At 66.8% G+C, this 23,673-nt stretch carries 27 protein-coding genes; 10 read left to right on the top strand and 17 right to left on the bottom strand.

Annotated elements, in window-relative coordinates:
* Positions 1 to 306 precede the first annotated feature (306 nt).
* Positions 307 to 600, top strand: coding sequence for a putative antibiotic biosynthesis monooxygenase (locus CTB96_RS10280; protein ID WP_181397229.1), 294 nt, complete (start codon positions 307 to 309; stop codon positions 598 to 600).
* A gap of 156 nt (positions 601 to 756) precedes the next feature.
* Here the strand turns inward: CTB96_RS10280 and CTB96_RS20515 are convergent, their stop codons facing one another.
* The 3 genes from CTB96_RS20515 to CTB96_RS10270 form a co-directional block, all read right to left on the bottom strand.
* Complete coding sequence (locus tag CTB96_RS20515) at positions 757 to 906, bottom strand: hypothetical protein (RefSeq protein ID WP_181397228.1); 150 nt, start codon at positions 904 to 906, stop codon at positions 757 to 759.
* A gap of 104 nt (positions 907 to 1,010) precedes the next feature.
* Complete coding sequence (locus CTB96_RS10275; RefSeq protein WP_110126823.1) at positions 1,011 to 1,667, bottom strand: response regulator; 657 nt, start codon at positions 1,665 to 1,667, stop codon at positions 1,011 to 1,013.
* Positions 1,664 to 3,337 carry a sensor histidine kinase gene (locus tag CTB96_RS10270; protein ID WP_345788779.1) on the bottom strand — a complete coding sequence of 558 codons (1,674 nt, stop codon included), beginning with the start codon at positions 3,335 to 3,337 and terminating at the stop codon, positions 1,664 to 1,666. Before CTB96_RS10270 ends, CTB96_RS10275 begins: the two co-directional genes overlap by 4 nt.
* 255 nt (positions 3,338 to 3,592) lie before the next feature.
* On the opposite strand from CTB96_RS10270, the gene CTB96_RS10265 reads away from it, so the two are divergent.
* A complete protein-coding gene (locus CTB96_RS10265) occupies positions 3,593 to 5,068 on the top strand; it encodes a CitMHS family transporter (RefSeq protein ID WP_248283468.1) in 1,476 nt (491 codons plus the stop codon).
* 231 nt (positions 5,069 to 5,299) lie between these two features.
* Here CTB96_RS10265 and CTB96_RS10260 read toward each other — a convergent pair whose 3' ends face one another.
* Positions 5,300 to 5,962, bottom strand: a complete 663-nt coding sequence (locus CTB96_RS10260) for a response regulator (RefSeq protein WP_110126821.1) — start codon at positions 5,960 to 5,962, stop codon at positions 5,300 to 5,302.
* Positions 5,953 to 7,278 (bottom strand): sensor histidine kinase, encoded by a 1,326-nt coding sequence (locus CTB96_RS10255; RefSeq protein WP_248283327.1) that lies wholly within the window; start codon positions 7,276 to 7,278, stop codon positions 5,953 to 5,955. The genes CTB96_RS10260 and CTB96_RS10255 overlap by 10 nt, the downstream gene beginning before the upstream one ends.
* Before the next feature lie 129 nt (positions 7,279 to 7,407).
* Between CTB96_RS10255 and CTB96_RS10250 the strand changes: the two genes are divergently transcribed.
* Together CTB96_RS10250 and CTB96_RS10245 are read left to right on the top strand one after the other, a co-directional pair.
* Positions 7,408 to 8,304, top strand: coding sequence for an ABC transporter ATP-binding protein (locus CTB96_RS10250; RefSeq protein WP_181397227.1), 897 nt, complete (start codon positions 7,408 to 7,410; stop codon positions 8,302 to 8,304).
* On the top strand, positions 8,301 to 9,125 hold the full coding sequence (locus tag CTB96_RS10245; RefSeq protein WP_110126819.1) for an ABC transporter permease: 825 nt from the start codon (positions 8,301 to 8,303) through the stop codon (positions 9,123 to 9,125). The genes CTB96_RS10250 and CTB96_RS10245 overlap by 4 nt, the downstream gene beginning before the upstream one ends.
* A 44-nt stretch (positions 9,126 to 9,169) precedes the next feature.
* Here CTB96_RS10245 and CTB96_RS10240 read toward each other — a convergent pair whose 3' ends face one another.
* The 4 genes from CTB96_RS10240 to CTB96_RS10225 are packed head-to-tail and all read right to left on the bottom strand — an operon-like array spanning position 9,170 to position 12,260.
* On the bottom strand, positions 9,170 to 9,739 hold the full coding sequence (locus tag CTB96_RS10240) for a hypothetical protein (protein WP_110126818.1): 570 nt from the start codon (positions 9,737 to 9,739) through the stop codon (positions 9,170 to 9,172).
* A gap of 28 nt (positions 9,740 to 9,767) precedes the next feature.
* Entirely contained in the window at positions 9,768 to 10,526 is a 759-nt protein-coding gene (locus CTB96_RS10235; RefSeq protein WP_110126817.1) for a hypothetical protein, read from the bottom strand.
* 26 nt (positions 10,527 to 10,552) lie between these two features.
* Positions 10,553 to 11,287: an SDR family NAD(P)-dependent oxidoreductase gene (locus CTB96_RS10230; protein ID WP_110126816.1), complete on the bottom strand. Its 735-nt coding sequence runs from the start codon at positions 11,285 to 11,287 to the stop codon at positions 10,553 to 10,555.
* A gap of 49 nt (positions 11,288 to 11,336) precedes the next feature.
* On the bottom strand, positions 11,337 to 12,260 hold the full coding sequence (locus tag CTB96_RS10225) for a ketopantoate reductase family protein (RefSeq protein WP_110128420.1): 924 nt from the start codon (positions 12,258 to 12,260) through the stop codon (positions 11,337 to 11,339).
* Positions 12,261 to 12,329: 69 nt separating this feature from the next.
* On the opposite strand from CTB96_RS10225, the gene CTB96_RS10220 reads away from it, so the two are divergent.
* Positions 12,330 to 12,893: a TetR/AcrR family transcriptional regulator gene (locus tag CTB96_RS10220; RefSeq protein ID WP_248283467.1), complete on the top strand. Its 564-nt coding sequence runs from the start codon at positions 12,330 to 12,332 to the stop codon at positions 12,891 to 12,893.
* On the opposite strand, the gene CTB96_RS10215 is transcribed toward CTB96_RS10220, so the two are convergent.
* A complete protein-coding gene (locus CTB96_RS10215) occupies positions 12,864 to 13,217 on the bottom strand; it encodes a hypothetical protein (RefSeq protein WP_110126814.1) in 354 nt (117 codons plus the stop codon). The two genes, CTB96_RS10220 and CTB96_RS10215, sit on opposite strands and share 30 nt — an antisense overlap.
* A 21-nt stretch (positions 13,218 to 13,238) precedes the next feature.
* Positions 13,239 to 13,895, bottom strand: coding sequence for a histidine phosphatase family protein (locus CTB96_RS10210; protein WP_110126813.1), 657 nt, complete (start codon positions 13,893 to 13,895; stop codon positions 13,239 to 13,241).
* A gap of 532 nt (positions 13,896 to 14,427) precedes the next feature.
* Here CTB96_RS10210 and CTB96_RS10205 point away from each other — a divergent pair.
* The gene (locus CTB96_RS10205) at positions 14,428 to 15,264 is read left to right on the top strand and encodes an alpha/beta fold hydrolase (protein WP_110126812.1); all 837 of its coding nucleotides are present in this window, start codon (positions 14,428 to 14,430) and stop codon (positions 15,262 to 15,264) included.
* Positions 15,265 to 15,292: 28 nt separating this feature from the next.
* Here the strand turns inward: CTB96_RS10205 and CTB96_RS10200 are convergent, their stop codons facing one another.
* The gene (locus CTB96_RS10200; protein ID WP_110126811.1) at positions 15,293 to 16,285 is read right to left on the bottom strand and encodes a helix-turn-helix transcriptional regulator; all 993 of its coding nucleotides are present in this window, start codon (positions 16,283 to 16,285) and stop codon (positions 15,293 to 15,295) included.
* Positions 16,286 to 16,386: 101 nt separating this feature from the next.
* Between CTB96_RS10200 and CTB96_RS10195 the strand changes: the two genes are divergently transcribed.
* On the top strand, positions 16,387 to 16,854 hold the full coding sequence (locus CTB96_RS10195; protein WP_110126810.1) for a VOC family protein: 468 nt from the start codon (positions 16,387 to 16,389) through the stop codon (positions 16,852 to 16,854).
* A gap of 92 nt (positions 16,855 to 16,946) precedes the next feature.
* Here CTB96_RS10195 and CTB96_RS10190 read toward each other — a convergent pair whose 3' ends face one another.
* Entirely contained in the window at positions 16,947 to 17,537 is a 591-nt protein-coding gene (locus CTB96_RS10190; protein WP_110126809.1) for a TetR/AcrR family transcriptional regulator, read from the bottom strand.
* Positions 17,538 to 17,625: 88 nt separating this feature from the next.
* On the opposite strand from CTB96_RS10190, the gene CTB96_RS10185 reads away from it, so the two are divergent.
* Together CTB96_RS10185 and CTB96_RS10180 are read left to right on the top strand one after the other, a co-directional pair.
* Positions 17,626 to 18,018: an MmcQ/YjbR family DNA-binding protein gene (locus CTB96_RS10185; RefSeq protein ID WP_110126808.1), complete on the top strand. Its 393-nt coding sequence runs from the start codon at positions 17,626 to 17,628 to the stop codon at positions 18,016 to 18,018.
* Positions 18,015 to 19,328: a replication-associated recombination protein A gene (locus tag CTB96_RS10180; RefSeq protein ID WP_110126807.1), complete on the top strand. Its 1,314-nt coding sequence runs from the start codon at positions 18,015 to 18,017 to the stop codon at positions 19,326 to 19,328. The genes CTB96_RS10185 and CTB96_RS10180 overlap by 4 nt, the downstream gene beginning before the upstream one ends.
* Positions 19,329 to 19,341: 13 nt before the next feature.
* On the opposite strand, the gene CTB96_RS20510 is transcribed toward CTB96_RS10180, so the two are convergent.
* From CTB96_RS20510 to CTB96_RS10155, 4 genes are all read right to left on the bottom strand, one after another.
* Entirely contained in the window at positions 19,342 to 19,692 is a 351-nt protein-coding gene (locus CTB96_RS20510; RefSeq protein ID WP_181397226.1) for a three-helix bundle dimerization domain-containing protein, read from the bottom strand.
* 515 nt (positions 19,693 to 20,207) lie between these two features.
* Positions 20,208 to 20,990, bottom strand: a complete 783-nt coding sequence (locus CTB96_RS10165) for an SDR family oxidoreductase (RefSeq protein ID WP_110126805.1) — start codon at positions 20,988 to 20,990, stop codon at positions 20,208 to 20,210.
* 1 nt (position 20,991) lies between these two features.
* A complete protein-coding gene (locus tag CTB96_RS10160; protein WP_110126804.1) occupies positions 20,992 to 21,525 on the bottom strand; it encodes a MarR family winged helix-turn-helix transcriptional regulator in 534 nt (177 codons plus the stop codon).
* A gap of 101 nt (positions 21,526 to 21,626) precedes the next feature.
* Positions 21,627 to 22,415: a GntR family transcriptional regulator gene (locus CTB96_RS10155; protein ID WP_110126803.1), complete on the bottom strand. Its 789-nt coding sequence runs from the start codon at positions 22,413 to 22,415 to the stop codon at positions 21,627 to 21,629.
* A 37-nt stretch (positions 22,416 to 22,452) separates the two neighbouring features.
* On the opposite strand from CTB96_RS10155, the gene CTB96_RS10150 reads away from it, so the two are divergent.
* A complete protein-coding gene (locus CTB96_RS10150; RefSeq protein ID WP_181397225.1) occupies positions 22,453 to 23,661 on the top strand; it encodes an MFS transporter in 1,209 nt (402 codons plus the stop codon).
* Positions 23,662 to 23,673: the final 12 nt, after the last annotated feature.

The following is a 23,673-nucleotide window of genomic DNA, read 5'->3' as shown; positions in this document are numbered from 1 at the left end:
GTTGCTTGGCCCGACGCGTTCCGGGCCTGGGGAAGGTGAGTGTCGCTGATACGTACCTGCAGAGATCGAACACGACTCTATCTCCTCCAGCTACGTGAGGATGGTCAGTCGATTTCGCCGGCGGAAATTTCAATGTGACACGGCAGTAGACAAAGATTCTGAATGGGTCTTCGACTTCTTGGGCTCTCATGTACATGCTCCCAAAAGTCATAGCCGTCACCGATTATGATCGGGTGTCGCCTTGGGCTACCGCCACCTAATCAGGCGACCGTCTCACGGCAGCACTTCCAAACCGTAAGGAGACCTGTGGAGCACGAGGGAAAACCGCTCGCCGCCGATGAAACAGACGCCCAACATCACCGCAATCCCGCCGTCGCGTCGGTCCACGTCCGCGTGGTCGCGACCTGGCTGGTTATTTTCCCACTCGTTGCTCTCGGCATGACAGGCCTGAGCTACCTGGCGCCGGCCTGGCCACCCGTCCTGAAAGCCCTCGTTTTGACCATCCTTGTGGTTCCTACAGCGGTCTACCTCGGAGTTCCGCGCCTCTTGTTGGCGTACAACAAATTCCGGGCGAGGAGACTCGATCGAACGGCTGACTAGACGTCACGCCCGGGCCTCTCGCGCGCCGGAGCGACCTGCTCGCTGCCCCGTTCGTGCCGCTGGAGCGCGACGCCACCGATGGTGTCGTGCATCCTGCCGCCGTTCGGGGCGCGCTCGACTGCCTGGTAGGGCTGGCGGGTGGGTTCCGACAGCTCGTCAGTCAGCGTCGGGTTGCGCCCGCAGCGCGTCAGCGATCTCTTCCTCGGGGCGCGGCGCGATCGTCTGATCGTCTTCGAGCTCTGGGATAGACGGCTCGTCCGGGTTGGGGACGTGGCTCGGAGTTGACTCTGCATGGTTGTCTGACACGGCGAATCCTTTGGTTGGTAACGAATCCAGCGTAGGTGGGGCTGGCACAGAAGGCATCATCTGGGAGCGGAGCCAGCCTGTGTCATCTCGCTCAGCGCAATCGGTCAGCGGCGCACGCTGTAGCGGTGCTCGGGCCGACCGGTCGAGCCGTAGCGCAGGGTCACGTCCACGTCACCGCGGGTGGCCAGGGCGGCCAGGTGCCGCTGCGCCGTCGCGCGCGACAGCCCGGCCCGATCCGCGATCAGGCTCGCGGATGTTTCACCGTCTTGCAGCAGGTCGATGAGCAGCTTCTCGGTGGTGGACCGCGACCCGGATGCGAGGCCACCGTCGCGCCCGTGCAGCACCCGTTGGGCCTTCTCGATGGCATCCTGGTCGAGCTGGCGGTCTTCTGCGGCCAGGGTGCGGAACCGGCGATACGCCTCCAACCGTTCGCTCAGCTGCGCAGGTTCGAACGGCTTGATGAGGTAGTCCAGCGCGCCGGCGCGGAGTGCACGGCGCACGGTGGCGCCATCCGACGCCGCGCTGATCATGAACGCGTCAATCTCGATCTCGGCGACGAAGGCGATCCCGTCACCGTCGGGCAGGTAGACGTCGCAGATCACGAGGTCGGGCTGCAGATCGCGCACCGCCGCGCGGGCAGCGCGCACTCCTCGAACCGGCTCGAGGGCGGTGTAGCCGGGGCACGCATCCACGATGCCCTGATGCAGGCCGCCGACGCGGAAGTCATCGTCGACGACGAGCACGGAAATGGTTTCGGTCATCGTTCTTCTCCTTGAGTTGGATGCGCCGGCGCCTGCATGACCCCCGGCAGTCGAGCGCAGAACACGGCCCCGTTTCCGCCCGGGCCGCCGGCGTCGGCCAGCCACACCTCTCCGCCGAGCCGCGCGGCGATGTCGCGCACCAGTGGCAGTCCGATCCCGCGCCCGTGCACCGCATCCGGGTCGACGTCTGGTCGCGGCACGTTGCTGAACACCCGCGCCACGTCGGCCACGCCCGGCCCCGAATCGGACACCGTCATGACCAGGGTGTCGCCGTCGTCGAGCAGTTCCACGTCCACCCACCGGGGCTCGGTGCCGTACACGGCCGCGGTCACCGCGTTGTCAACGAGGTTGGCCAGCACGGTGGCCACGTCCGCGGGCGCCGAGACCACGCCACGCACCAGCGAATCCGCGCCCACGGTCAAGCGCACACCCCGTTCCCCGGCCTGCGCGGCCTTGGCTTCCACCAGCGACAGCAGGAACGGCTCGGTCAGATGCTCACCGGCGAACGGTCCGCCGGGCGCCCGGGATTCGTCCAGCACCTCGTCGAGGTAGTCGCGGGCATCGGGCACCCGGCCGGCGTCCATCAGACCGGCCGTCACGTGCAGTCGGTTGGCGAACTCGTGGCGCTGCACCCGCAGCGCCTCGGTCATCGACGCCACGGTTTCCAGTCGATCGGTGAGGGTCACGATGTCGGTGCGGTCGCGGATCACCGCGATCAGGCCCAGGTCCTGGTTCGCGTGCGACACCGGGTGGGTGTCGATGTAGACCACGTGCTCGCCGAGTACGACCGGGTCGGCCGCCTCCGCTGCCCGCGCACCGGTGGTCAGCGGCTTCGGTTCACCGGCGAGGGCCGCGATCACCGGCCCGGGCAACTCGAGGTCGTGGATGCGGCGCCCGACCAGGTCGGGGATGCCGAGCAGCCGCGCGGCCGTGGTGTTGGCGACGGTGACGACGTCGTCAGGTCCGTAGGCGAGCACCCCATCCCCCACGCCGTCGAGCACCGCCGCCTGGTTCTGCACCAGCGCCGACAACTCCTCGGGCTGCAGCCCGAGGGTGAGACGCTCGAGGCGGCGCCGGAGCACGAACGACACGATCGCGCCCAGCGCGAGGGCAACGCTGGCGGCCAGCGCCACACCGCCCAGCAGGAGCGGAAGCTCCTGGAACACACTGCTCGGGGCGAACCCCACACTCACCTCCCCCACCGGAACCTCGGTGTCGGGGTCGCGCACGGGCACTTTGGCGCGAGCGGACTCGCCGAGGGTGCCGGATTCCCACGACACCGTCTCCCGCCCGGCCAGAGCCTCGGCGAACTCGGTACTGACCACCGCTCCGAGCAGCTCCGGGTCGGGGTGGGCCAGCCGTATGCCGTGGTCGTCGGTGATCACGATGAACAGCGCACCGGTGTTGGCCTCCGCCGCGGCCGCGGAAACGAAGAGCGGCCCGCCGCGGAGGCTCGCGTTCGTCGGCGTGCCCGCGTCGGCCGACGCGCGGGCGACACCGGCGCGCACATCGGAGTCGGCGGCGACTGTGCGCGCGATCGACAGCGCGGAGGTCTCGGCCTCGGCGCGCAGCTGCTGCACCCCGATCCCCACGAACACGCCGGTGCAGATCGCGACGACCACGGCCACGCATCCGAGCTGCAGCAGCAGCATCTGCGTCGAGAACCGCACGTCCGCCTCCTTGCGGCGCATCGAGCACAATGCGCACAACTAACGATATGCGCAATACGTGCAGCAAAGCGAGATACCGGATGCCGCGTCTGCCGCCTGTCTAGGCTTCACACTCATCGTCATCCGCTTCGGCGGTGACCGCCGGGCGGGTCCACCTGACTCGGCCGCAGCATCCAGACACACGCATTACCCAGACACACGCACCACCCAGACAGAGACAAAGGAGTCGATGTGCTCGTCATTCTCGGATTCACCATGATCCTCACCTTCATGGTGCTCATCATGACCAGGCGGCTCACGCCAATGGTCGCCCTCATCCTCGTTCCCACCATCTTCGGCCTCTTCGCCGGTGCCGGCCTGGGCCTCGGCGACATGATCATCGAGTCGATCGGGGATCTCGCCCCAACGGCGGCGCTGCTCATGTTCGCGATCATGTTCTTCGGCATCATGATCGACGTCGGGCTGTTCGATCCCCTCATCCGGCTGATCACCCGGTTCCTCGGCAACGACCCGGCCAAGGTGGTGCTGGGCACGGCGATCCTCGCCGGGGCGGTGTCGCTCGACGGCGACGGTTCGACGACCTTCATCATCACGACCTCGGCGATGCTGCCGATCTACCTGCGGATGGGCATGAGCCCGGTGGTGCTCACCTGCGTGGCCGGCCTGATGAACGGCACCCTCAACATCGTGCCGTGGGGCGGCCCCACCGTGCGGGCCGCGTCGGCGCTCGGCGTCTCACCCACCGATATCTTCGTGCCGATGCTGCCCTCGCTCGCAACCGGCCTCATCATCGCCCTGGCCTTCGCCTGGTTCCTCGGCCTGGCCGAGCGCAAGCGCATCGGCTCGCTCGAGTACTCCCCCGCCGCGCTGGCGGATGCTGCACCGTCGGCGCCGGGTTTCTGGCGCGGGATCTTCGGCGGCAACCGCGTCGTGCGCGGCACCGATGTGCGGCCGGGAGCCGCCGCAACGCTCGACACCACCGGTATTCTCACGGTGCGCCCGGGCCAGCGGATGCCGGCGGGCCAGGCAACGCTCGCCCAGCAGCTGACGTTGGAAGACGAACGCGACACGATGATGGCCGACACCATGCTGAGCGCGGATCGGCCGACCCTGCGACCCAAGCTGATCTGGGTGAACCTCGCGCTGACGCTCACCGTCATGGTGCTGCTCGTGCTGGACATCATGCCGCTGCCTTACATCTTCATGGTCGGCACGGCAGTGGCCCTCGCGATCAACTTTCCGAAGCTCCGCAGCCAGGCCGACGAGATCGTGGCGCACGCCCCCAGCATCGTCGGCGTCGTCTCGATGGTGCTCGCCGCCGGCGTGCTCGTCGGCGTGCTGAACGGCACCGGCATGGTCACGGCCATGGCCGACTGGGTGGTGCAGGTCGTGCCGTCATCGATGGGTGAATACCTCGCGGTCATCACCGGAGTGCTCTCCATTCCGATGACCTTCTTCATGTCCAACGACGCGTTCTACTTCGGCATCCTCCCCGTGCTCGCCGAGAGCGCGGCGACCTACGGCATCGACCCGGTGGAGATGGCCCGCGCCTCGATCATCGGTCAGCCCGTGCACCTGCAGAGCCCGCTGGTACCCGCGATTCTGTTGCTGGTCTCACTTGCCAACGTGAACCTGGGCGACCACCACAAGAAGGTGCTCTGGCGGGCCTGCGTGGTCTCGCTGGTGATGCTGCTCGTCGGCGTGCTGGTCGGCGCCGTGCCGTTCGGCTAGGCGCAGCTGTCAATCCGCATACCCACACCCACCAACAGAGAGTCGCTCCTGAGGTTCTTCAGGAGCGACTCTCTTGGCGAAATCAATGACCAGTCTCTCGGCAGCCGGTGCGATGCTTTCTGCACTGACGAACACGCCCGAGTCGAGGCCGTCGTGGATCGTGCCTGATCGGCTGGCCGGCCGCGGCTGACGAGAGCTGGCCGGGTCTGACGGGCCCCGCCGTGCAGGACCCTACTCCCCCGTCAATCCCGCGTCGTGCACAGTGCGCGCGACCTGCACCCGGTTCGTCACTTCGAGCTTGGCGAAGACGTGACCGACGTGCGTCTTGACCGTCGCGACGCCCATGAACAGTTGAGCCGCGATTTCAGCGTTCGACAGGCCGTGCCCGACCGAGACGGCCACCTCGCGCTCCCGCTCGGTCAGCCGACCCAGCAACACACTTGCGCGCCGCCGTCGCCCGCCGTCGCCGCTGGTCACGGTGGCGATCAGTTGCGCCGTCACACTGGGTGACAGAGTCGACTCACCAGCTGCGACCCGGCGCACCGCGTCGACGATGTCGGCCGGCGGGGTGTCCTTCAGCAGAAATCCCACGGCGCCGTGCCGCAGGGCTGTGAGCACAAGCTCGTCGGTGTCAAAGGTCGTCAGCACGATCACCCGAGCTCCGTCGCCGCGCGCGGTGAGTGTCTGGGTGGTCTCGAGTCCGTCCAGTCGAGGCATCCGGATGTCCATAAGCACCACATGCGGGCTGACCCGCGCGATAAGGTCCAGGGCCTCCCGGCCGTCGGCAGCCTCCCCGACTATTTCAATCGACGGGTCCCCCCCGAGAATCATGCGGAGGCCAGCCCGCACCAGGGCGTCGTCGTCGACGATCGCAACACGGATGCTCACTGCCACGGCAATCTCGCGGTCACGATGAATCCACCGTCACGGTCGGCACCGTGAGCGAGGCTTCCGCCAGCGAGCTCGGCCCGTTCCCGCAGACCGGTCAGCCCCATGCCGCTGCTCATGCTCGACACAGCCGGGGATCCGCGCAGCGGATTCCGCACCGCGACGAGCAGCTCGCCGCCGCGCCGGTCGATCTCCAGAGTGACGGGGGCGCCGGCCGCGTGCTTGCGTGCGTTCGTGAGGGCCTCCTGGATGATGCGATAGGCAGCGCGGGAAACCGACTCGGACAGCCCCTCGAATTCCGCCCGGCCGCCCTCCGGCGCGGAGACCGCGCGGTCAGCGCCGGCAATCGTCATCGCCTCGTCACCGAGCCCGCTCGCGTCAAGGGACACACGCATTCCGCCCTCCCGAGAATCAGCGAGTAGGGCGGGCAGCTCGGCGAGCGTGGGCTGAGGCGGCTCGGCGAGGCCGGAGCCGTCGCCGGCCCCCTCGCCGTCTCGGCTGCGCAGCACCCCGAGAATCTGCCGCAGCTCGGTCAGCGCGAGTTGGGCGTTGCTCTGAATGATCGTGGCCGCATCCACCGTTTCTTGCCGGGTCAGATCGGTGCGGTAGGTGAGCACGCCGGCGTGCAGGGAGAGCAGCGAGATGTGGTGCGCCAGCACGTCGTGCATCTCCCGGGCGATGCGGGTGCGCTCGGATTCCCGCGCCGACTCTTCGCGCAGCGCCTGCTCGCGTTCGGCGGTCTCGGCCCGATCGCGCAGCGAGGCCAGGAGGTCGCGGCGCGCTCCGATGTAGAACCCGGTGGTGGCGCAGATCGCATAGATCGCGATGGCCAGCCCGCCGGATGCCCAGCTGAGCGCGGAATCGACCATCATGCCGGGAATGCTTGGCCGAAGGACCAGCTCGTAGAACGCGGTTGCGGCGACCCAGACGAAGCCGACCGCCACCACCGGCTTCCAGCGTCGGCGGGTGCTCATCGACACGATGGCCAAGGCCGCCGATCCCACCGCGAACACCGAGATGGCCGACAGGCAGGCGGTGAGCACCGCGGTCAGCACGGGAAACCGGCGGCGAAGCGACAGCAGGCACACGGCGACCACGCCGAGCAGCAGGTCGAGCAGCACGAAGCCGCCGATGACGACGTTCGCTTCCTCCGAGAGCGCGGCGGGGTCCTGGCCGAGGAGTTCCGTCAGGTTGCCGAACAGCACCACCAGTCCGAGGCCCACGGCCACGAGGTAGCGCCAGAGGCGCGACCAGGGCCGCAACCGGGGTGCCGGCGTCGGCACGACACGGTCGGGTGGGGCGGTACTCAGCCTGGCGGTCACCTGTCCAGCGTATGCGGCGCGCCCTCAGCATCCATTCACCCTTCGGTCCTTTCGTCTCCGACTAAAGGTGGAGACGGCCGAGACGGGAGCGCGATTCGCTCGAAACGGCCCGCCGCAACCATGGAACACATGATCACCGCAGAACACCTCACCAAGCGATACCGCTCCCGGGTCGCCGTCGACGACGTGTCGTTCACCGCCTCGCCCGGACGCATCACCGGGTTCCTCGGCCCCAACGGGGCCGGCAAGTCCACCACCATGCGCATGCTGTGCGGCCTAGCCTCGCCCACCTCCGGCAACAGCACCGTGCTCGGCGTGCCGTTCCGCGCCCTGGAGAATCCCGGCCGGCACGTGGGCGTGCTGCTCGACGCCGCCGCCCAGCACAACGGGCGCACGGGTCGGGAATCGCTCTCGATCTCCGCACAGGTGATGAAGCTGCCCGCTCGCCGGGTGGAGGAGGTGCTCGAGCTCGTCGGCCTCACTCCGAGCGAGGGCGGCAGCCGCATCCGCGGCTATTCCCTGGGCATGCGGCAACGGTTAGGGCTAGCCGCCGCGCTGCTCGGCGACCCGCAGGTGCTGATCCTCGACGAACCCGCAAACGGCCTCGACCCGGCCGGCATCCGCTGGATGCGTGGCCTGCTCACGTCGTTTGCCGCCGCGGGCGGCACCGTACTGCTGTCCTCTCACCTGCTGCTCGAGGTGGAGGCGGTGGCCGACGACTTGGTCATCATCGGCCAGGGACGGGTGCTCGCCCACGGCAGCGCCGCCGAGCTGCTCGCCGTGCCGGGAACCCAGGTGCAGAGCCTCGACGACGACCGCCTCGGCGCGGCCCTGATCGCGGCCGGGTTCGATGTAGCCGCCACGGGCGCCGGGCTCACCACATCCGCCACGGTCGATGACGTCGGGCGGATCGCCCTCGGCGCGGCGATTGTCGTGACCGATCTCCGTCCGGCCGCGAACGCCGGCCTGGAAGAACTGTTCTTCACCATGACCGCCCAGCACGGGCGAGAGGATGTCTCCGCATGAGCGCGTATCGCAGTACCCACCAGGCCGTTGGTACGGTCATCGACGCGCCGCCCGCAGGGCAGTCGGCCGGCCCTCGCACCGCTGCGGGCGGCATCCCGTTTCTGCGGCTCTGCCGGGTCGAGTTGCGCAAGCAGCTCGACACCCGGGCCGGCGTGTGGCTTCTCGTGGCGATCGCCCTGGTGAATTGCGGGTTCATCGCACTCACTCTGTTCACCGCGGATGCGGCGGCCCTCACCTGGACGACGCTCAGCCAGTCGGCGTCGCTCGGGCAGTTGTTGCTGCTGCCGTTGATCGGCGTGATGGCCGCCACGAGCGAGTGGTCGGCGCGCACGGCGCTGACGACGTTCACCCTGGAACCCCGCCGCACCCGGGTGAATCTCGCGAAGCTGGCCTCGGCGGGCGCGCTGGGGCTCATCGTGATGGCGGTGACCTTTATGGTCAGTGCCCTGCTCAATCTCGTGGGAATCGTGTGGCTGGGCGGCGACGGATCATGGGCGCTCGACTGGGGCATCGTGGGCGGCAGCGCGCTGGCGCTCGTGCTGCTCGTCTGGCAGGGTGTCGCGTCCGGGCTCGCGTTCCTGAGCACGCCCGTGGCGATCGTGGCCTATCTCGCGCTGCCCACCGTGTGGACGGTGCTGACCCTCACCATCGAGTCGTTGCGCGGTCCAGCGGAGTGGCTCGACGTGAACCAGACCCTCAACGTGCTGATGATGGGGGCGATGACCGCCGCCGACTGGCCGCGCCTGGCCGTGTCCCTCGTGGTCTGGCTCGCGGTGCCGCTCGCATTCGGGCTGTGGCGCACCGCCCGGCGGGAGCCGTGACGACTGTCGGCGCCCGGCAGCCCAGCCAAGTCGCGGCGTCGCACTCACCCGACGGGTGTGCGGCGTCGCAGGCGCGACCGGACTCCCTGAAGGATGAGCGTCACGGTCAACGCGACGCCGAATAGGGGGCCCATGACGGCGCCGAGCGCCAGAAGCGTACCGACGGGATAGTCGATGTTTCCCCCGCGACCGAGACCGACCGCGCTGCCCCCGCCGGAGACGTCGTCGGCCACGAGAAAGTCTCCCTCGTAGTCGGCCAGCCGCGACGCACAGGTGATCGAGGCGGCAACGCCGTCGGAGTCTTCGACGCTGAACAGCGGTGTATACGACTCGCGCGGCGTCATCCACCACAGCGTGTCGTCCCAGCCCGGTGAGGGCACGGCTCGAGTTGCCAATGTGCGCCCGTCGACAGTCTCCGCTCGGCACTGCACCAGGCCGAGGAGCGCTGCAGATCCCGTCGCCCATACGCCAGAGCCGTCGGTGCCTGACAGATCGATGCTTTCACCGAGCGCAGTCGGGCGAGCCTCGGCCACCGACGCCGATACGGGCACGACCCACAGCGCCCAGATCACCGAGCTCCCCGCCAGGCAGGCTCCGGCGAGCCACCACAGCAACCGCCGTTTCTCTGTGATCGGGCTGAAGCTACTCCTCGAAGCCATCCGTGTATCCCAAGAAGAGCGTGGCCTGGCGGGTCAGAACGGCACCGAGGCTCTCCCAGCCTGGGGCCTCCGGAGCACCATAGATTTCCGTCAGGTCGGCGACGAGCCGCTTGGCGTCCGGAGCTGCCAAGGGCGCCTCCCGCACGAACCCGATCCAGGAGGCGCCGATCCCGAGCGGGCGATATCCGTATCCGTTCGCCAGATGCTGTGCGACGGCGTGGTTCTCAAAGATGTTCCAGTCGTCACTGAAGTACCCGTTGGGTACGGCGGCGATCGCCGCCGTCTCATCGTCGGCCGGCACATGCATCACGAGGATCACGTCGTCGAGGACCTCGACAGGGTTGTCGTTCATGGCGACCAGCGCGTCGACGGTCTCCGCCGTGCCCTCTCGGGTGCCGCGCAGATCTGCCCACGTGCGTCGAAGTCCGGGTGCGGCCAGCTGCGCCGAGGTGTGCGCGAATTGCCGCAGCTCGCGCGCTTCCTCGGCCCGCGTATCGCCCAGGAAGTCGAGGTCATCGGTGACGATCTCCAACTCGTCGCTCTCTGTGGCATGCATGCTTGTGTAAAGGGCCTGGCCGAGGTCATCGAGAGTGATGAAGACCGATATGTCCGGATGTGTAGCCTGTTCGTTGCGGATGAGATCCAGGAGGTTCTCAAACGTCGCAACGTGATGCACGGTCAATCGGGTAAAAACGCTCCGGTAACGCGGGTTGATCGACTCGATTGAACGCATGATCTGCATGAAAAGAACATTAGACGATGGCTTGGTTACCGGGAGGGCAAGGCGACGCCGGTGGCATCGGCCAGGGCGGAAAGAAGTCGCTCCTGAAAGTCGGGGTCGTCCACGCTCCGGGAGGGCTGCTGCCGCACTCCGTGGTGCCAATAGCCGCCACTGATCTCTAGGCGTGTGTCTGTCGCCAGGCGCTCCTGGGTCTGGTGCCCCAGGTCGAAGTCGTCTGGGGCCCCGGCGCCGCCCATCTTGGTCGGCACCCACCCGGGGTCGACGGCATTGGCCAGAATGCTCGGGGCCCAGCGGTGGGCAATCGCGGCCGAGAGCGCAGTCACGAAGAGTTTGCTGTCGGAGTAGCCGGCCGTCGCCCGGCCTCCCTCCCAGTCGAGCCCACGGAGGTTCGTCGACCCTCCCCGGTGCATACCGCTGCTGAGATAGACGTGCCGGGTGGGGGTGCGCAGCAGGGCGGTGAAGAGATATGGCGCCACCACGTTCACTGGCAGAACTGACGCGCCCGAGATGACGCCGGCGTTGTGGATGACGGCGTCGATCGGCGGCCCGGCATTGAGCTCATCCGCAGCATCGAGCACGGCCTGCCGGTCGGCCTGGTCGGCGATGACCAGATCCGCTCCCCGGGAGCTCAGGACGGTGATGGCAGCGGCGCGGTGTGGGTTGCGGGCGTGCAGGATGACCTCGTGGCCGTCGTCGAGGAGTGCCGCGGCCGTTGCTCGGCCCAGCCCGTCGGTGGAACCGGTGATGAGAATGCGTGCCATGGAACAATTCTCGCGCCATGCGGCGAAGGACTGCCCAGACCCGCAGAATTCACCGCTCGAGACGCGGGGTAGGAATACCGAGCCGGCGTGCTTCGTCCAGCGTGTCCTCGAGCACGGCGCGGGCCTCCGGAGCGTGTGGATCCGTATGCGCCGCGAGGCTTCTCTGAGCGATCGGGATCAATGAAGTCGCCCATCCGGACGCCGTGGCGACCAGGAAGGGCAGCCGGTACGGCAACAGGGCGCCGCGGTGCCGTCGCAGGTCGACACCCCGAGCCTCGAGAACGGGCAGCAGCTCCCGAGTCGCCAAGAACGCCTCGCGGAACGCTCGACGGTCGCCGATCATGTTCGCCAGCGACCCGCTCCGCATCGCCTGGGCGAACATACCGGCGTCAGCGATGAAGTGGAGCCATAGCCACCCGCGCATGTCTGTCTCCTTCCTCACGGCGATGCCGGCCTGCCGGAAGGCCGTCAACACCTGCTGTTCCCGCCGCGCCGGTGAGGCGCCCATTGTGCCGATGATGACGGCTGGCAGCATCGCGCCCCACAGCACGCCGTCGACCCCAAAACCGCCGCCCGCCTGCGGGAATCCGAACACGAGTCGATCGGCCGGAAGCGGCGCGACCGCGGCCAACGGCTCCTTCCAGAGATTGCCGAACACCAACACCGTCGCCGTGCCCAGCCGGGGAGCGAGGAACGCGGCCGCCTCTGCGAGACGATGGTGCCCGACGCTAAGCACGATCAGATCGAAGCCGTCGCCCGGGTCGATGGATTCTCGCAACGTCGGGTGGAACGACTCACGTGTCCGCCGGCCGAACGGCTTACGGCGCCCATCGATCCAATCCAGCTGCACCTCGTCCCCATACTCCGCAGCCCGACCCGGGCGCACGTAGAACTCGACGTCGTGCCCCGCGGCGTCAAGAACCCGACCGTAGATCGTCGCGATTACTCCACGACCAAACATCAGAATGCGCATGACGGTCTCCCTCGGTAACATGGAGCCTGTCTCCAGTTACGAGAATATGGAGACAGTCTCCACTTGTCAATGAGAGGTCTCACCATGGCCCAGGTACGAGCACTGCGAGCGGATGCGCGCCGCAACCGGGACGCGATCGTGGCCGCCGCTCGGGACGTATTCGATCGGGACGAACAGGTGCGCTTCGACGACTTCGCGGCGCGTGCCGGCGTGGGAGTGGGGACGCTCTATCGGCACTTCCCCACGCGAGAGGCATTGACCGCTGCAGTGTACGAGGGAGAGGTGGCCGCGCTCTGCGATCAGGCCCGCGACCCGACACGGTCCGCCGGGGAAAACCTCGACGCTCTCCTGCGCGGCTTCGTTGAGTACGTGGTGGCGCACGCCGGCCTCGCGCGCCGCCTCGCAGCCGTCGTGGACCCGGCGGTGCAGGCCGACGGCGGGATGGAACTCGAGTCGACGGTCGCCGACCTCCTGAGTCGCGCGGCCGCCGACGGCGCCATCCGCAATAACGTGACCGTCGGGGCGGTCATGATCGTGCTGCACGGCATCGGATCCGCAACCGACCGGCCGCTCTGGGCATCCGAAGCGCGTGCAGCCGTAGAGTTACTGCTCGCCGGGCTCAGAACCACCTGAGGCCGTCGCGGCCTCGATGCCGGCCAGGAAGATGTCGACGCCGGCTAGAAACTGCTCGCGGTCATCGTGCTCGACCAGAGCCGCGGCGGTCTCCTGGGCGATCACGTCCGAGTCCATCCGCGTCAGCTCTGCTGCGAAGAGTTCGAGATAGGCCTTTCTATCGCCTCCTGAAGGCACATTCTGCACTGTGGCGGCATACTGTGCTGCCGCTCCGAGCAGGTAGGGGGCGGCATGCTCACGAGCCTCGCCGTGGTCGGCGCCCTGGTTCTGCTGTGCTGTTTCCTCGTTCGGCTCCTGCCCTTGGTAGCGCAACCACAGGAGCACTGATGAGGGCGCCTGTTGGCTCTAGGACTCCGACGGCTCCATGGGCAGTTCGGCGCCGTAGTTCCACGACAGGATGGCCGGTTGCTCGCGGTAGTAGCTGAGCACGGAGACCGATCCAGCATCCAGGGTGATTTGAGCCCCGAATCGCGGGGCCAGTCTCAGGTACACGGCGGTCAGAATGCGCAGGAAATGGCCGTGCGCGATCAGGGCGACATCTCCGTCCACCAGCGCCGGCAGCACCCGTGTGAGCACCCGTGACGCGCGGGCGGCAACCTCTTCGACCGTCTCACCGGGCGTCTCACCGCGAATCACGCCGTGGGTGAATGCGCTCCAGTTGTAGCCGAGCTCGCGGCGGATGTCGCGGGTCGTGCGCCCTTCGTACCCGCCGTAGTCCCACTCCACGAGAAACGGGTCGACCTCGGCCTGAAGACCCGCAAGCTCAGCCGTCCGCCGCGCACGCTCCAACGGCGAGGTCAGCACGAGCGAGAAATCGTAACCGGCCACCAACCGCCCCGCGCCGCGGGCCAAGTCCTCACCCCGGGGCGTGAGCGGAATGTCTGTGAGCCCCGTGTGCTTGCCATCTTTCGACCACGCCGTCTCCCCGTGGCGCAGGAGAATCAGCTTTCCGGACGGGTTGTCCGGGGCGGGGTGGTTGGGCAGCGGATCGTTTGTGAGCATACGGCAACAGTAGTATCGCGCCCTCGTCGAGTGGACAACACCGCTCCATCGCCGCCTGCGCCGCCGATGAAGGTAGCTCTCGGATGGCCACGCGCGCGACCGGCCACCTGATTTAGCTTGGGCGGTACGGAACGTCAAAAACGACCGCAGCTTCGTACTCCTCGACCTGCACAGTCGTCACCGCGAACGGCGACGGCACGCGCTTCGCACAGCGCGTTCGCGACACTGGATCGATTCCTACGTCGACGTGCTGGTTCGAGCGCTCATCGTCGATGTCACCGAGAGCGGATGTCACACAATTGCTCAGATCTCGCGTCGGGTCTCGCCTACGACGTCGTCGGCCTGCATGTGCTCACGTTAACGGGCCGGTGACCCCGCTAGAAGGTAAGGCGGGAAGATCTCGATGATCGTCTTACTACCGCCAGAGAGCACTGCGATATTACGGTTGATGCACGCGCCGCGTCACCGCGGAGCAGGAAAATCGATAGTTGGCCCGAGCGCGGCTTGGTTCGACGAGAAAGGGAGACTAATCATGGCTTTTGTCACCATCGAAGACGGCACAGAAATCTTCTACAAGGACTGGGGAAACAAAGACGCCCAGCCCATCGTGTTCCACCACGGCTGGCCGCTGTCCAGCGACGACTGGGACGCGCAGATGCTCTTCTTCCACTCCAAGGGGTACCGGGTCATCGCCAGCGACCGCCGTGGCCACGGCAGGTCGACTGACATCGGCTCCGGCCACGACATGGACCACTACGCCAGCGATGTGTCCGCCGTGGTCGAACACCTCGACCTGAAGAACGCGATCCACATCGGCCACTCCACCGGAGGCGGCCAGGTCGCGCGGTACGTCGCCCAGTACGGCGAGCCCCAAGGGCGCGTGGCGAAGGCTGTTCTCGTTGCAGCTGTTCCCCCGCTGATGGTGCAGACCGACGCCAACCCTGACGGAACGCCCCTGTCGGTCTTCGACGGTTTCCGCGACGCACTGGCCGCCAATCGGGCTGAGTTCTATGTTGCTGTGGCATCCGGGCCCTTCTACGGCTTCAACCGTGAAGGTGCCGAGGTGTCCCAGGCCGTCGTCGACAACTGGTGGCGCCAAGGCATGACGGGCAGCGCCCTGGCGCACTACGTAGGAATCAAGGCGTTCTCTGAGACGGACCAGACAGAAGACCTCAGGTCGATCAGTGTTCCGGTTCTCGTGATGCAGGGCGACGACGACCAGATCGTTCCCTACAAGGATGCGTCGCTCAAGCAGCACGAGCTTCTGAGCAACTCGACCCTCAAGATCTATGAGGGCTTTCCGCACGGCATGTTGACGACGCACGCCGATGTCCTCAATCCCGACCTTATCGAGTTCATCCAGCGGTAGACGCGTCCATGCGCACGGGGAGGCGCAGCTAGGTGGGTGGCGCGAGCGTCCCTTCGGCAGTGGCTGCGTTCCGTTCGGCGAGTTGGGCGAACGCCTGGCTGAGCTCCGGCGGGCCGATGACCTCGATGTCGGTGTCGAAGCGGTTGAATGCGGCGGCGAGGGCGACCCAGGACCAGGAGCCGGCTTCGAGGCTGCACCGGCCGGAGCCGAGGTCTTCGACAATTCCGTCACCCGCGAATGGCAGGACGTAGCCGGCCGGCCGTCCGAGGATGACCTTCCCGGTGCATGGCCACTGGTTGGTGCGCTCGGAGCCCTTGAAACGAGCCGACACATACTCGGTCACGTTCCCGCCGGGTATTTGGCGGGGGGCGAATCTTGGCCCGGTCGGGGTGCGTGGGTTGATGCGGTCGGCACGAAAGACGCGCCAGTCGTCGCGCTCGAGGTCCCACGCAACGAGGTACCAGCGGCCGTGTGAGGTGAGCAAGTGGTGCGGTTCCACCCGGCGCGGAGGCGCCGGGTCGGAACCCGCATCGGGGCCGGCATAGTCGAACCGCAGCACCTCCGAGGCGCGGGCCGCGCTCGAGAGCGCGATGAGCACTTCCGGTGACACTGACGCGGGCGCTGCGTCGCCGGGGCGGGTGGGAATCGTGGTGAACTCGAGCGCGTTCAGGCGATGCCGCAGGCGCGACGGCATGACCTGCCGCACGGTGGTCAGGGCGCGCAGGGCGCCTTCCTCGATCCCGACGCCGGTCACCGTGGCCGCCTGCAGAGAGACCGCGAGGGCGATCGCCTGGTCGTCGTCGAACAGCAGCGGAGGCAGCTCGCTGCCGGCGTCGAGCCGGTACCCGCCATCGACTCCCATGGTCGCCTGGATGCTGTATCCCATCTCCCGGAGGCGGTCGACGTCGCGGCGCACCGTGCGGTGGCTGATGTTCAGCCGTTCGGCGAGCACCGAGCCGGGCCAATCGCGTCGGGTCTGCAGGAGCGACAGCAGATTCAGCAGCCGCGAGGTCGTCGTCATACCTCAAGATTAGTCGGCAACTAGGACAGAAACCGCCCTACATGCCTGTGAGGCTTGATAGTGCAGGGAAACCCCCGCCGCCGTTCTCACTAGGAGTAGACATGACCATCCAGACCACCACCCACCTGAACTTCCGTGGCGACGCCCGAGCAGCACTGGAGTTCTACCAGTCAGTGTTCGGCGGTCACACCGTCATCAACACCTACGCGGACTTCGGCATGCCTGCCGAGCTGCCCGGCGCCGACAAGGTCGTCTTCGGTCTCGTGGCTGCAGAGAACGGCTTCCGGGTGATGGGCTACGACATCCCCGGCCAGAGCGAGGGCTCGATCGCCGGCGGCGGCTCCACCCGCCGCGAGAACAACACCACCATCACCGACCAGGCCCTGTTCGTCTCGATCGGGTGCGACAGCCTCGACGAGTTGCAGGGCTACTGGGATGCGCTGTCGATCGGCGCCATCGTCGTCGAGCCATTGGCCGCGTCGGCATGGAGCGCCGGTTTCGGCATGCTCACCGACCGCTTCGGTGTCACCTGGAGCGTCAGCGTCACAGCCGCCAATACCGCGGAGTAGCGCCCCCATCCGATGCGGCGCGGGCCTTGAGAACGTCTGCGCCGCATTCGGCCGCCCTTCCTCGACCCGCAACCTCTTCCGGTCCATAGGCGTCAATTACGAGAACGCACCTCGCGTGCTGCACTATCCACAGTGGAGAATTCGACCAGAGCGCAGTAGGCATCCCGTACCATCCCCTCATCGAGCGGTTTGTCCGCGTGGAGGGCGCGGTAGCTCCACCACCCCCACATAAGCGCGTCGACAGCTCGGGCTGCGCCGTCCGAGAGGGAACGACGGAGAATCACGAGAGACTCCTCTTGGAGGTCGCGAAGAAGGTCCGCAACCCGCGGACTGCGCGCCCCGTAAAGATGCATCTCCTCGTATAGACGGATGTCCGCGGGCCTTGGAGCCGTTGAGCCGCACGTAGCGGCCACGAGCGCGTCAACGACGTCAGCGTCGGTGCGGGCTCCGCGCAGTGGTGCCGCGTATCGCGGTTCGAGCCCGTAACGTAGGGTCTCGAACGCGCTTACGATCAGCGTCTCCAGGTCGGCGAAGTAGTAGGTCGTCGACCCCAGCGGCACGTCGGCCTGCGCGGCGATGCGTCGATACGACGCCGCGTGCACCCCGTCCGACGCGATGACCTCCAGCGCGGCACGAAGAATCCGGCTTCGGCGCTCCGGGTCATTCGGCTTGCCCTTCCTCACGCGCTCTCCTCAATGTCAGGCGAAGTATGTACCATTGTACGCAGTTGCACATGGCCATACGAGTGCCAGTCACCCTCAGGAGGGACCCATGAAGGGCGAGAAACTACAGCAGCACGCCCGAGACCGCGTCGAGGAGCTTCCCGGCGCAGAGCTCGAGCACCCCTTCGGGCCCGAGTGGGAGGTGTTCAAGGTGCGCGGTAAGGTCTTCATGCTGATGACCGCAGTCACCGGTGAGCCGATCGTGACCGTCAAGGTAAACCCGGAAGACGGCAAGGCCCTCCGTGAGCAGCACGAGGACATCACGCCGGGTTACCACATGAACAAGCAGCACTGGATCACCTTGAACCCGGGCGGGCACCTGCAAAAGCCCCTCGTCCGCGACCTGGTCACCGAGTCCTACCTGCTTGTGGTCGAGAACCTGCCCCGTGCAAAACGGCCGGTCGATCCCGACAAGTTCGGCAAGCTGCGGGGGCAGTCATGAGCGAGACGCCATCGCTCTTCGACGTCGACGATGACTCGCGGCCGCTGGCTGATCGGCTCCGGCCGCGTACCCTGCAGGACGTCGTCGGGCAAGACCATGTTCTCGGGGCGGATGCGCCGGTCGGGCGCATGGTGGGCGCTCAAAGACTTGTATCGATGGTGTTGTGGGGGCCGCCCGGGTGCGGAAAGACCACCATCGCGCGGCTTCTCGCCGAGCAGACCGACCTGGCCTTTGAACCACTTTCAGCCACCTTCGCCGGCGTCGCGGACCTTCGAAAAGTCTTTCAATCAGCCCAGCGCCGGCGCGAGGTCGGCCAGGGCACGCTGCTCTTCGTCGACGAGATCCACCGCTTCAACCGCGCCCAGCAGGACTCATTCCTCCCCTACGTCGAAGACGGAACGGTAATCCTCGTCGGCGCGACCACAGAGAATCCCAGCTTCGAACTCAACGGCGCCTTGCTGTCCCGCACCCAGGTCTTCGTTCTGAAACGCCTCGACGAGGTCGCGCTCAGTACCCTCATTACCCGTGCCGAAGCGCTCATCGGCCATCCGCTACCGCTGACCGAAGACGCACGCCAGGCGCTGATCGCCATGGCAGACGGTGACGGACGGTACCTGCTGAACATGATCGAGCAGGTGCACGCCCTGCCCGCACTCCTCGACCCGGCCGCCCTCGCCGCCGCCGTGCAGAAACGGGCGCCGCTGTACGACAAAGCGCAGGAAGGCCACTACAACCTCATCTCCGCGCTCCACAAGTCGATGCGCGGCTCCGACCCGGACGCGGCCCTGTACTGGTTGGCACGGATGCTCGAGGGCGGCGAAGACCCACTGTTCATCGCCCGACGCATCACCCGCTTCGCCACGGAGGATATCGGCATGGCCGACCCGAACGCCGTTCAACAGGCCCTCGCCGCCTGGGACGTCTACGAGCGCCTCGGCTCGCCCGAAGGAGAACTCGCCATCGCGCAAGCAGTCATCTACCTCGCGACCGCGCCGAAGTCGATCGGGGTGTACCGCGGGTTCAACAAGGCGCGCGCCGCCGCGAAACGCACCGGATCGCTGATGCCACCTGCACACATCCTCAATGCCCCGACCCGTCTGATGAAAGACCTCGGCTACGGCGACGGCTACCAGTACGATCCCGACACCGAGACGGGTTTTTCCGGCGCGAACTATTTCCCCGATGGCATGCCCCGACAGACCTTCTACGAGCCGACCACCGGTGGGTACGAGCGAGCCATCACCGAACGGTTGCGACACTGGGCGCAGCTCCGACAGGGTGATGCACCCCTCAAGTCCGACGCGGACTGACTCTTGGAACTGCTTAGCGTTCGTTCTCGCCGGAACTGCCGAGAAGACCACTGAACAAGTGGCTACCTTGGCCTTCGCGGCGTGCCTGCTCGACTTCCATCGGGTCCAGGTCGCCGTCGGGTAGCGGAGCCAGCGCTTCCGGCTGTCCGACCGGCGCGAGAGATTCTTTGGCCTCTTTCTTCAGCCGTCGCTTGGCTGCCTTTTCGACCAGAACGGGCACGAAGTCACGGACCCGACCCTCATCCAATTTCCCGTGCTCATCTTCGACAACGGCCGCGATGTGTTCGCGCTCCAAGCTCGGGAACCGTTGCGCCAGCCTGTCGATCACCTGGTCGATGGCCTGAGTTTCGTCGAGATCTCCCATAAGGACATTCTTCAGCGCGAGCGCTCCCCCGGCAACCGCCTGAAGGTGAACTCTCGCTGTGTGTCGGGATCAAGTGGTGGAATCCTCTCGCCCGACACGACTGCGTCACGCCACCGCGTACAGACCCTCGAGTGCGCTCGTGATCGAGTCGAAGCTCCCAATCGGCTCCGTCTCGTCATTTCTCACTAAGTAGCCTCGAGGGGTGCGTTGGATGACGCCGGCCAGTTCATTGGTGACTTCATGTCGCACCTCCCACCGTGCGGGACCGACCACGACAACTGAGAACAGCTCTGCGTAGTTCATCGAAGTCCCTCACTTGTCCGGCTTCCCGCGGATGTCTTCCACACCACAAGCTTGATACCGCCCCGGGGCGCACATGATCGTCTATTGGAAGAACATCACATGACGAGTGTCTGACTCGCAGACGCAAGTCACTCTCGGGGCGCACATCGGAAACAGCACCTCCGAACCTGACGCCCGAATTGGGACACAGGTCCTCCGTCAGAGTTGGCCGTCTACCAGGTGCTGTCGCCCCGCAGCACCGCGTCGTAGCCGCCGTCGACGAAGATGACCTGCCCACAGAGGTGCGAATTCTCTCCGTCGGCGAGCCAGACGAGCAACCGTGCGGCGACGATCGGGTCAAACGGGCCGTTGAGCGGCATGGGCACCTGCTCGTTCAGCTTTGCCCGACCCTCGGACGTGGCAACGAGTTCCTTTGTCATCGGCGTCAAAACAACGCCCGGTGCGATGGCGTTCAGCGGAATGCCCGCTCCAGCCCACTCTGGCGTGGTCGCGGTGGTACGCAGCCAGCGGGCCAGCGCGCGTTTGCTGGACGAATAGATCTGGTGGCCGGTTGCCGGAGATTCTACGAGTTCAGCGCAGCGCGCCACCGCTTGCGCTTCGGTACCCGTCAGGAAGAGCTGCACAAGTTCCTCGTCGTAGGACTGCAGCGACGCCATCGAGTCAACCACCACGGCCCGCGGGGCAGCGGACCGTGTGAGCAACGGGCGCAGGCCTTCCAGAGTCGCGATCGCGCCGTAGTAGTTCACCGAGGCGGTGACTGGGATTGGGTGGCTGAGTCCCGCGACGGCGATGACGGCGTCGAGCACGCCTCCCGACAACTCGGTGGCCTGCTTGACCAGCGTCTCCCGACCGACAACGGTGGACAGATCGGCGTTGATATCAGTGCCCGTGAGGTCGGCGCCGATGACGCGGTGTCCACGCGAATTGAGGAGCTCGGCGGTGGCCTTGCCGATGCCGCTGGCGGCGCCGGTGACGAGGTAGGTTCTGGCGTTCATGTCACTTCTTTCTGGGAGTTGCGGGAGGCAGTGTCGCTGCCTCAATGCGGATGGCGTGCGTGATCGCGTCGTCACGGAACTGGCGGAGCAGGCGGTCGAACTGCACGCGGTCGTCGTCGGGCCACATCAGCATCAGCTCGTTGACCATGTCATCGCCGGCTCGCACCAGCGCGTTGGCGGCCGCGGCTCCGGCCGGGGTCAGACGCAGCAGAGTGGCACGAGAGTCGTCGGGGTCCGGTCGCTTCTCGACCAACCCCAGTGCGCCCATCCGGTTGCTCAATTTGGAGATCGCCGACGCACCGACGCGCAGCCGCGTCGCTAGCGCAGAGGCGCGCTGCTCCCCGTCGCGGGCCAGTAGCGTGATCGCCACGATGGACGTAGCGTCAAGGTCCACGCCAGCACCGACAGCGAGACCCCGGATGAAGGTCCCGGAGGACCAGACGGAGAGGACTTCGAGCAGTGCTGCGAGCTGCTCGGACGCGTAGGGCAACGAAGACGCGCCATTCCGGGCGTCGTCCGCGGGAGAATTTGCCATTGCCCACTCCGTCCTGAATTTTACTGTCTTCAAGACACTATCACGCTCTACCGAGAGCGCCCGTCTCCCTCGGTACGGCCAGCGGACCTCAGGAACTCACCTCACGCTGACAGGTGCCCTCGTCCCGCGGAGTGGCTGATCTCGAGCGGTCCCGCCTCTGGGCGGAGAACGACCTTGGCCAGGTAGAACGGCCGGGAGCCCAGGCGAACCGTCTGCGTCACGATCAGAACGGGCGAGGTGGGCCGGATCTTCAGCAGCTTCGCACGAACCACTCCCGGCGTGCCTGCAGCCAGTTCCGAGCGGCCGATGCCGAAGGTCGGCCCGAGCTCTGCCGCCAGAGAGCCAAGGCAGGTGCGCTCTCGATCGATGTTCTCGACGAGGCGCTGCACCCGCGTACCGAAAGCGTGGAGGTTCTCCCCCGCCGGCAGGTGTTCCTGAACCAGAGCGACGGGGTCGCCGTTGCTGGTCAGCACGGACTCGATGAACAGACTCGATGCCGTCGATGGGATGCCGAGGCCCTCGGCGATGAATGACGCCGATTCCCGCTGCAGCGTCACCTCGGTGCGGCTCACAGAGAGATCATGAAATCGGTTTGAGAGAATCTGCTCCATCGGGCGCAGGCGCTCAAAGCCCGCGGCCGGCTGAGCGACGGAGACGACCCGACCGATTCCTCGGCGTGATCGGAGGAGGCCGTCCTCCTCGAGCAGGAGCAGCGCTTCTCGCACGACGGTGCGGCTGACCTCCATCGCCTCGCCCAGTTCGCTCTCGCTGGGGAGCAAGGATTCCGGTGGCAAAGCACCGGCACGGATCGCCCCGGCGATCCGGTCGTAGACCTCGACCCGAAGCGGAATTCCCGGCCGTGAAGTGATGCGCCCCTGCAGAACTGTCATGGAACCATCAAATCATGTCTATGTCAGACTGGCTTGTATGACAAGCTCGTCCTACCCAATGGTTTCCGTGCTCCGCACCCGGCACACGGGGTATCTGCTGTTCACCTCCCTCCTCGGGCGGCTCCCCGGCGCGATGGCGGCTCTCGCGATCGTGCAGCTCGTCCATTCGACAAGCGGGGATTTCGCTTTCGCCGGGCTCATCACGGCCGTCTACGTCGTAGCCGGAGCCGTGGGACAGCCGCTTCTCAGCAGGCTCATCGACCGGATCGGCCAGGTCGCCGTTCTCGCCGTCAGCGGCATCCTCAGCTTTCTGGCGTTCACCGGCATGGCGTTGACGCTCGACCCGGCACCGGGTGCGGCGGTTGCACTTGCGGCAGCCGCGGGAATCTTCACGCCGCCGCTCGAGCCGGCGCTTCGCGCGCTGTGGCCGCGGCTGGTGAGCCCCGGCCCCCAGTTGAAAGCAGCCTTCAGTTTGGATGCTGGCGCCCAGGAGATCATTTTCATCCTCGGTCCCCTGCTCACCGTCGCCGGCATCGCCGTCTTCGGCCCGGTCGGCAACCTGCTGTTCGCCGGCGGGCTCGGCCTCATCGGCGCGCTCGCCTTCATCCTCAACCCCGCCCCTCAAGCTGCCTCGAGACAGCGGCGCGGCGACGTCGCCGCTCACAACGGCATCCGGTCGCCCATTCTTAACCCCGCCGTAGCGCGGGTCGCCGCATTCACGTTCGGCATCGGCGTTCCCGTCGGAGCGCTCACCATCGTTGCGACCGCCTCCGAGGCAGCTCGAGCCGACGCCGGGCTGGCCGGGTGGATTCTCGCCGTGAACGCCGTCGGAGCCCTGATCGGCGCAACCGTCGTCGGCATCCGGCCACTCGGCTCCACGCCAGAGCGTCTGCTCACCCTGTGCGGCATCCTGCTCGCTGTCGGGTATCTCCCGCTCGCCGTCACCGCGCTTCCCACCTGGGCCTACGTCGTCGCCGCGGGAATCTCCGGGCTGATGCTCCCACCCACGCTCGGCCAGGTCTTCGAACGCATCTCGCAGCTCAGCCCGCCTGCTGCGCTCACCGAAGCGAATGGCTGGGTCGTCAGCGCCATGACACTCGGAGTCGGCGCCGGCACTCTCGTGGCCGGCGTGATCGTTGGCGCATCCGGCACCTCGGCGGTGATGTGGATCGTTCTCCTCGCATTCGCTCTCACGGCGCTGCTGTCACTGATCGCTCTGCCGAGCAGATCGTTCCCTGCTCGCTGACATCGACGGCAC

The sequence above is a fragment of the Cryobacterium arcticum genome (genome assembly GCF_003185895.1).
Classification (GTDB): Bacteria; Actinomycetota; Actinomycetes; order Actinomycetales; family Microbacteriaceae; genus Cryobacterium; species Cryobacterium arcticum.
The sequence above is the reverse complement of the archived record's forward strand: the minus strand, read 5'-3'. Positions and strand labels throughout refer to the sequence as shown.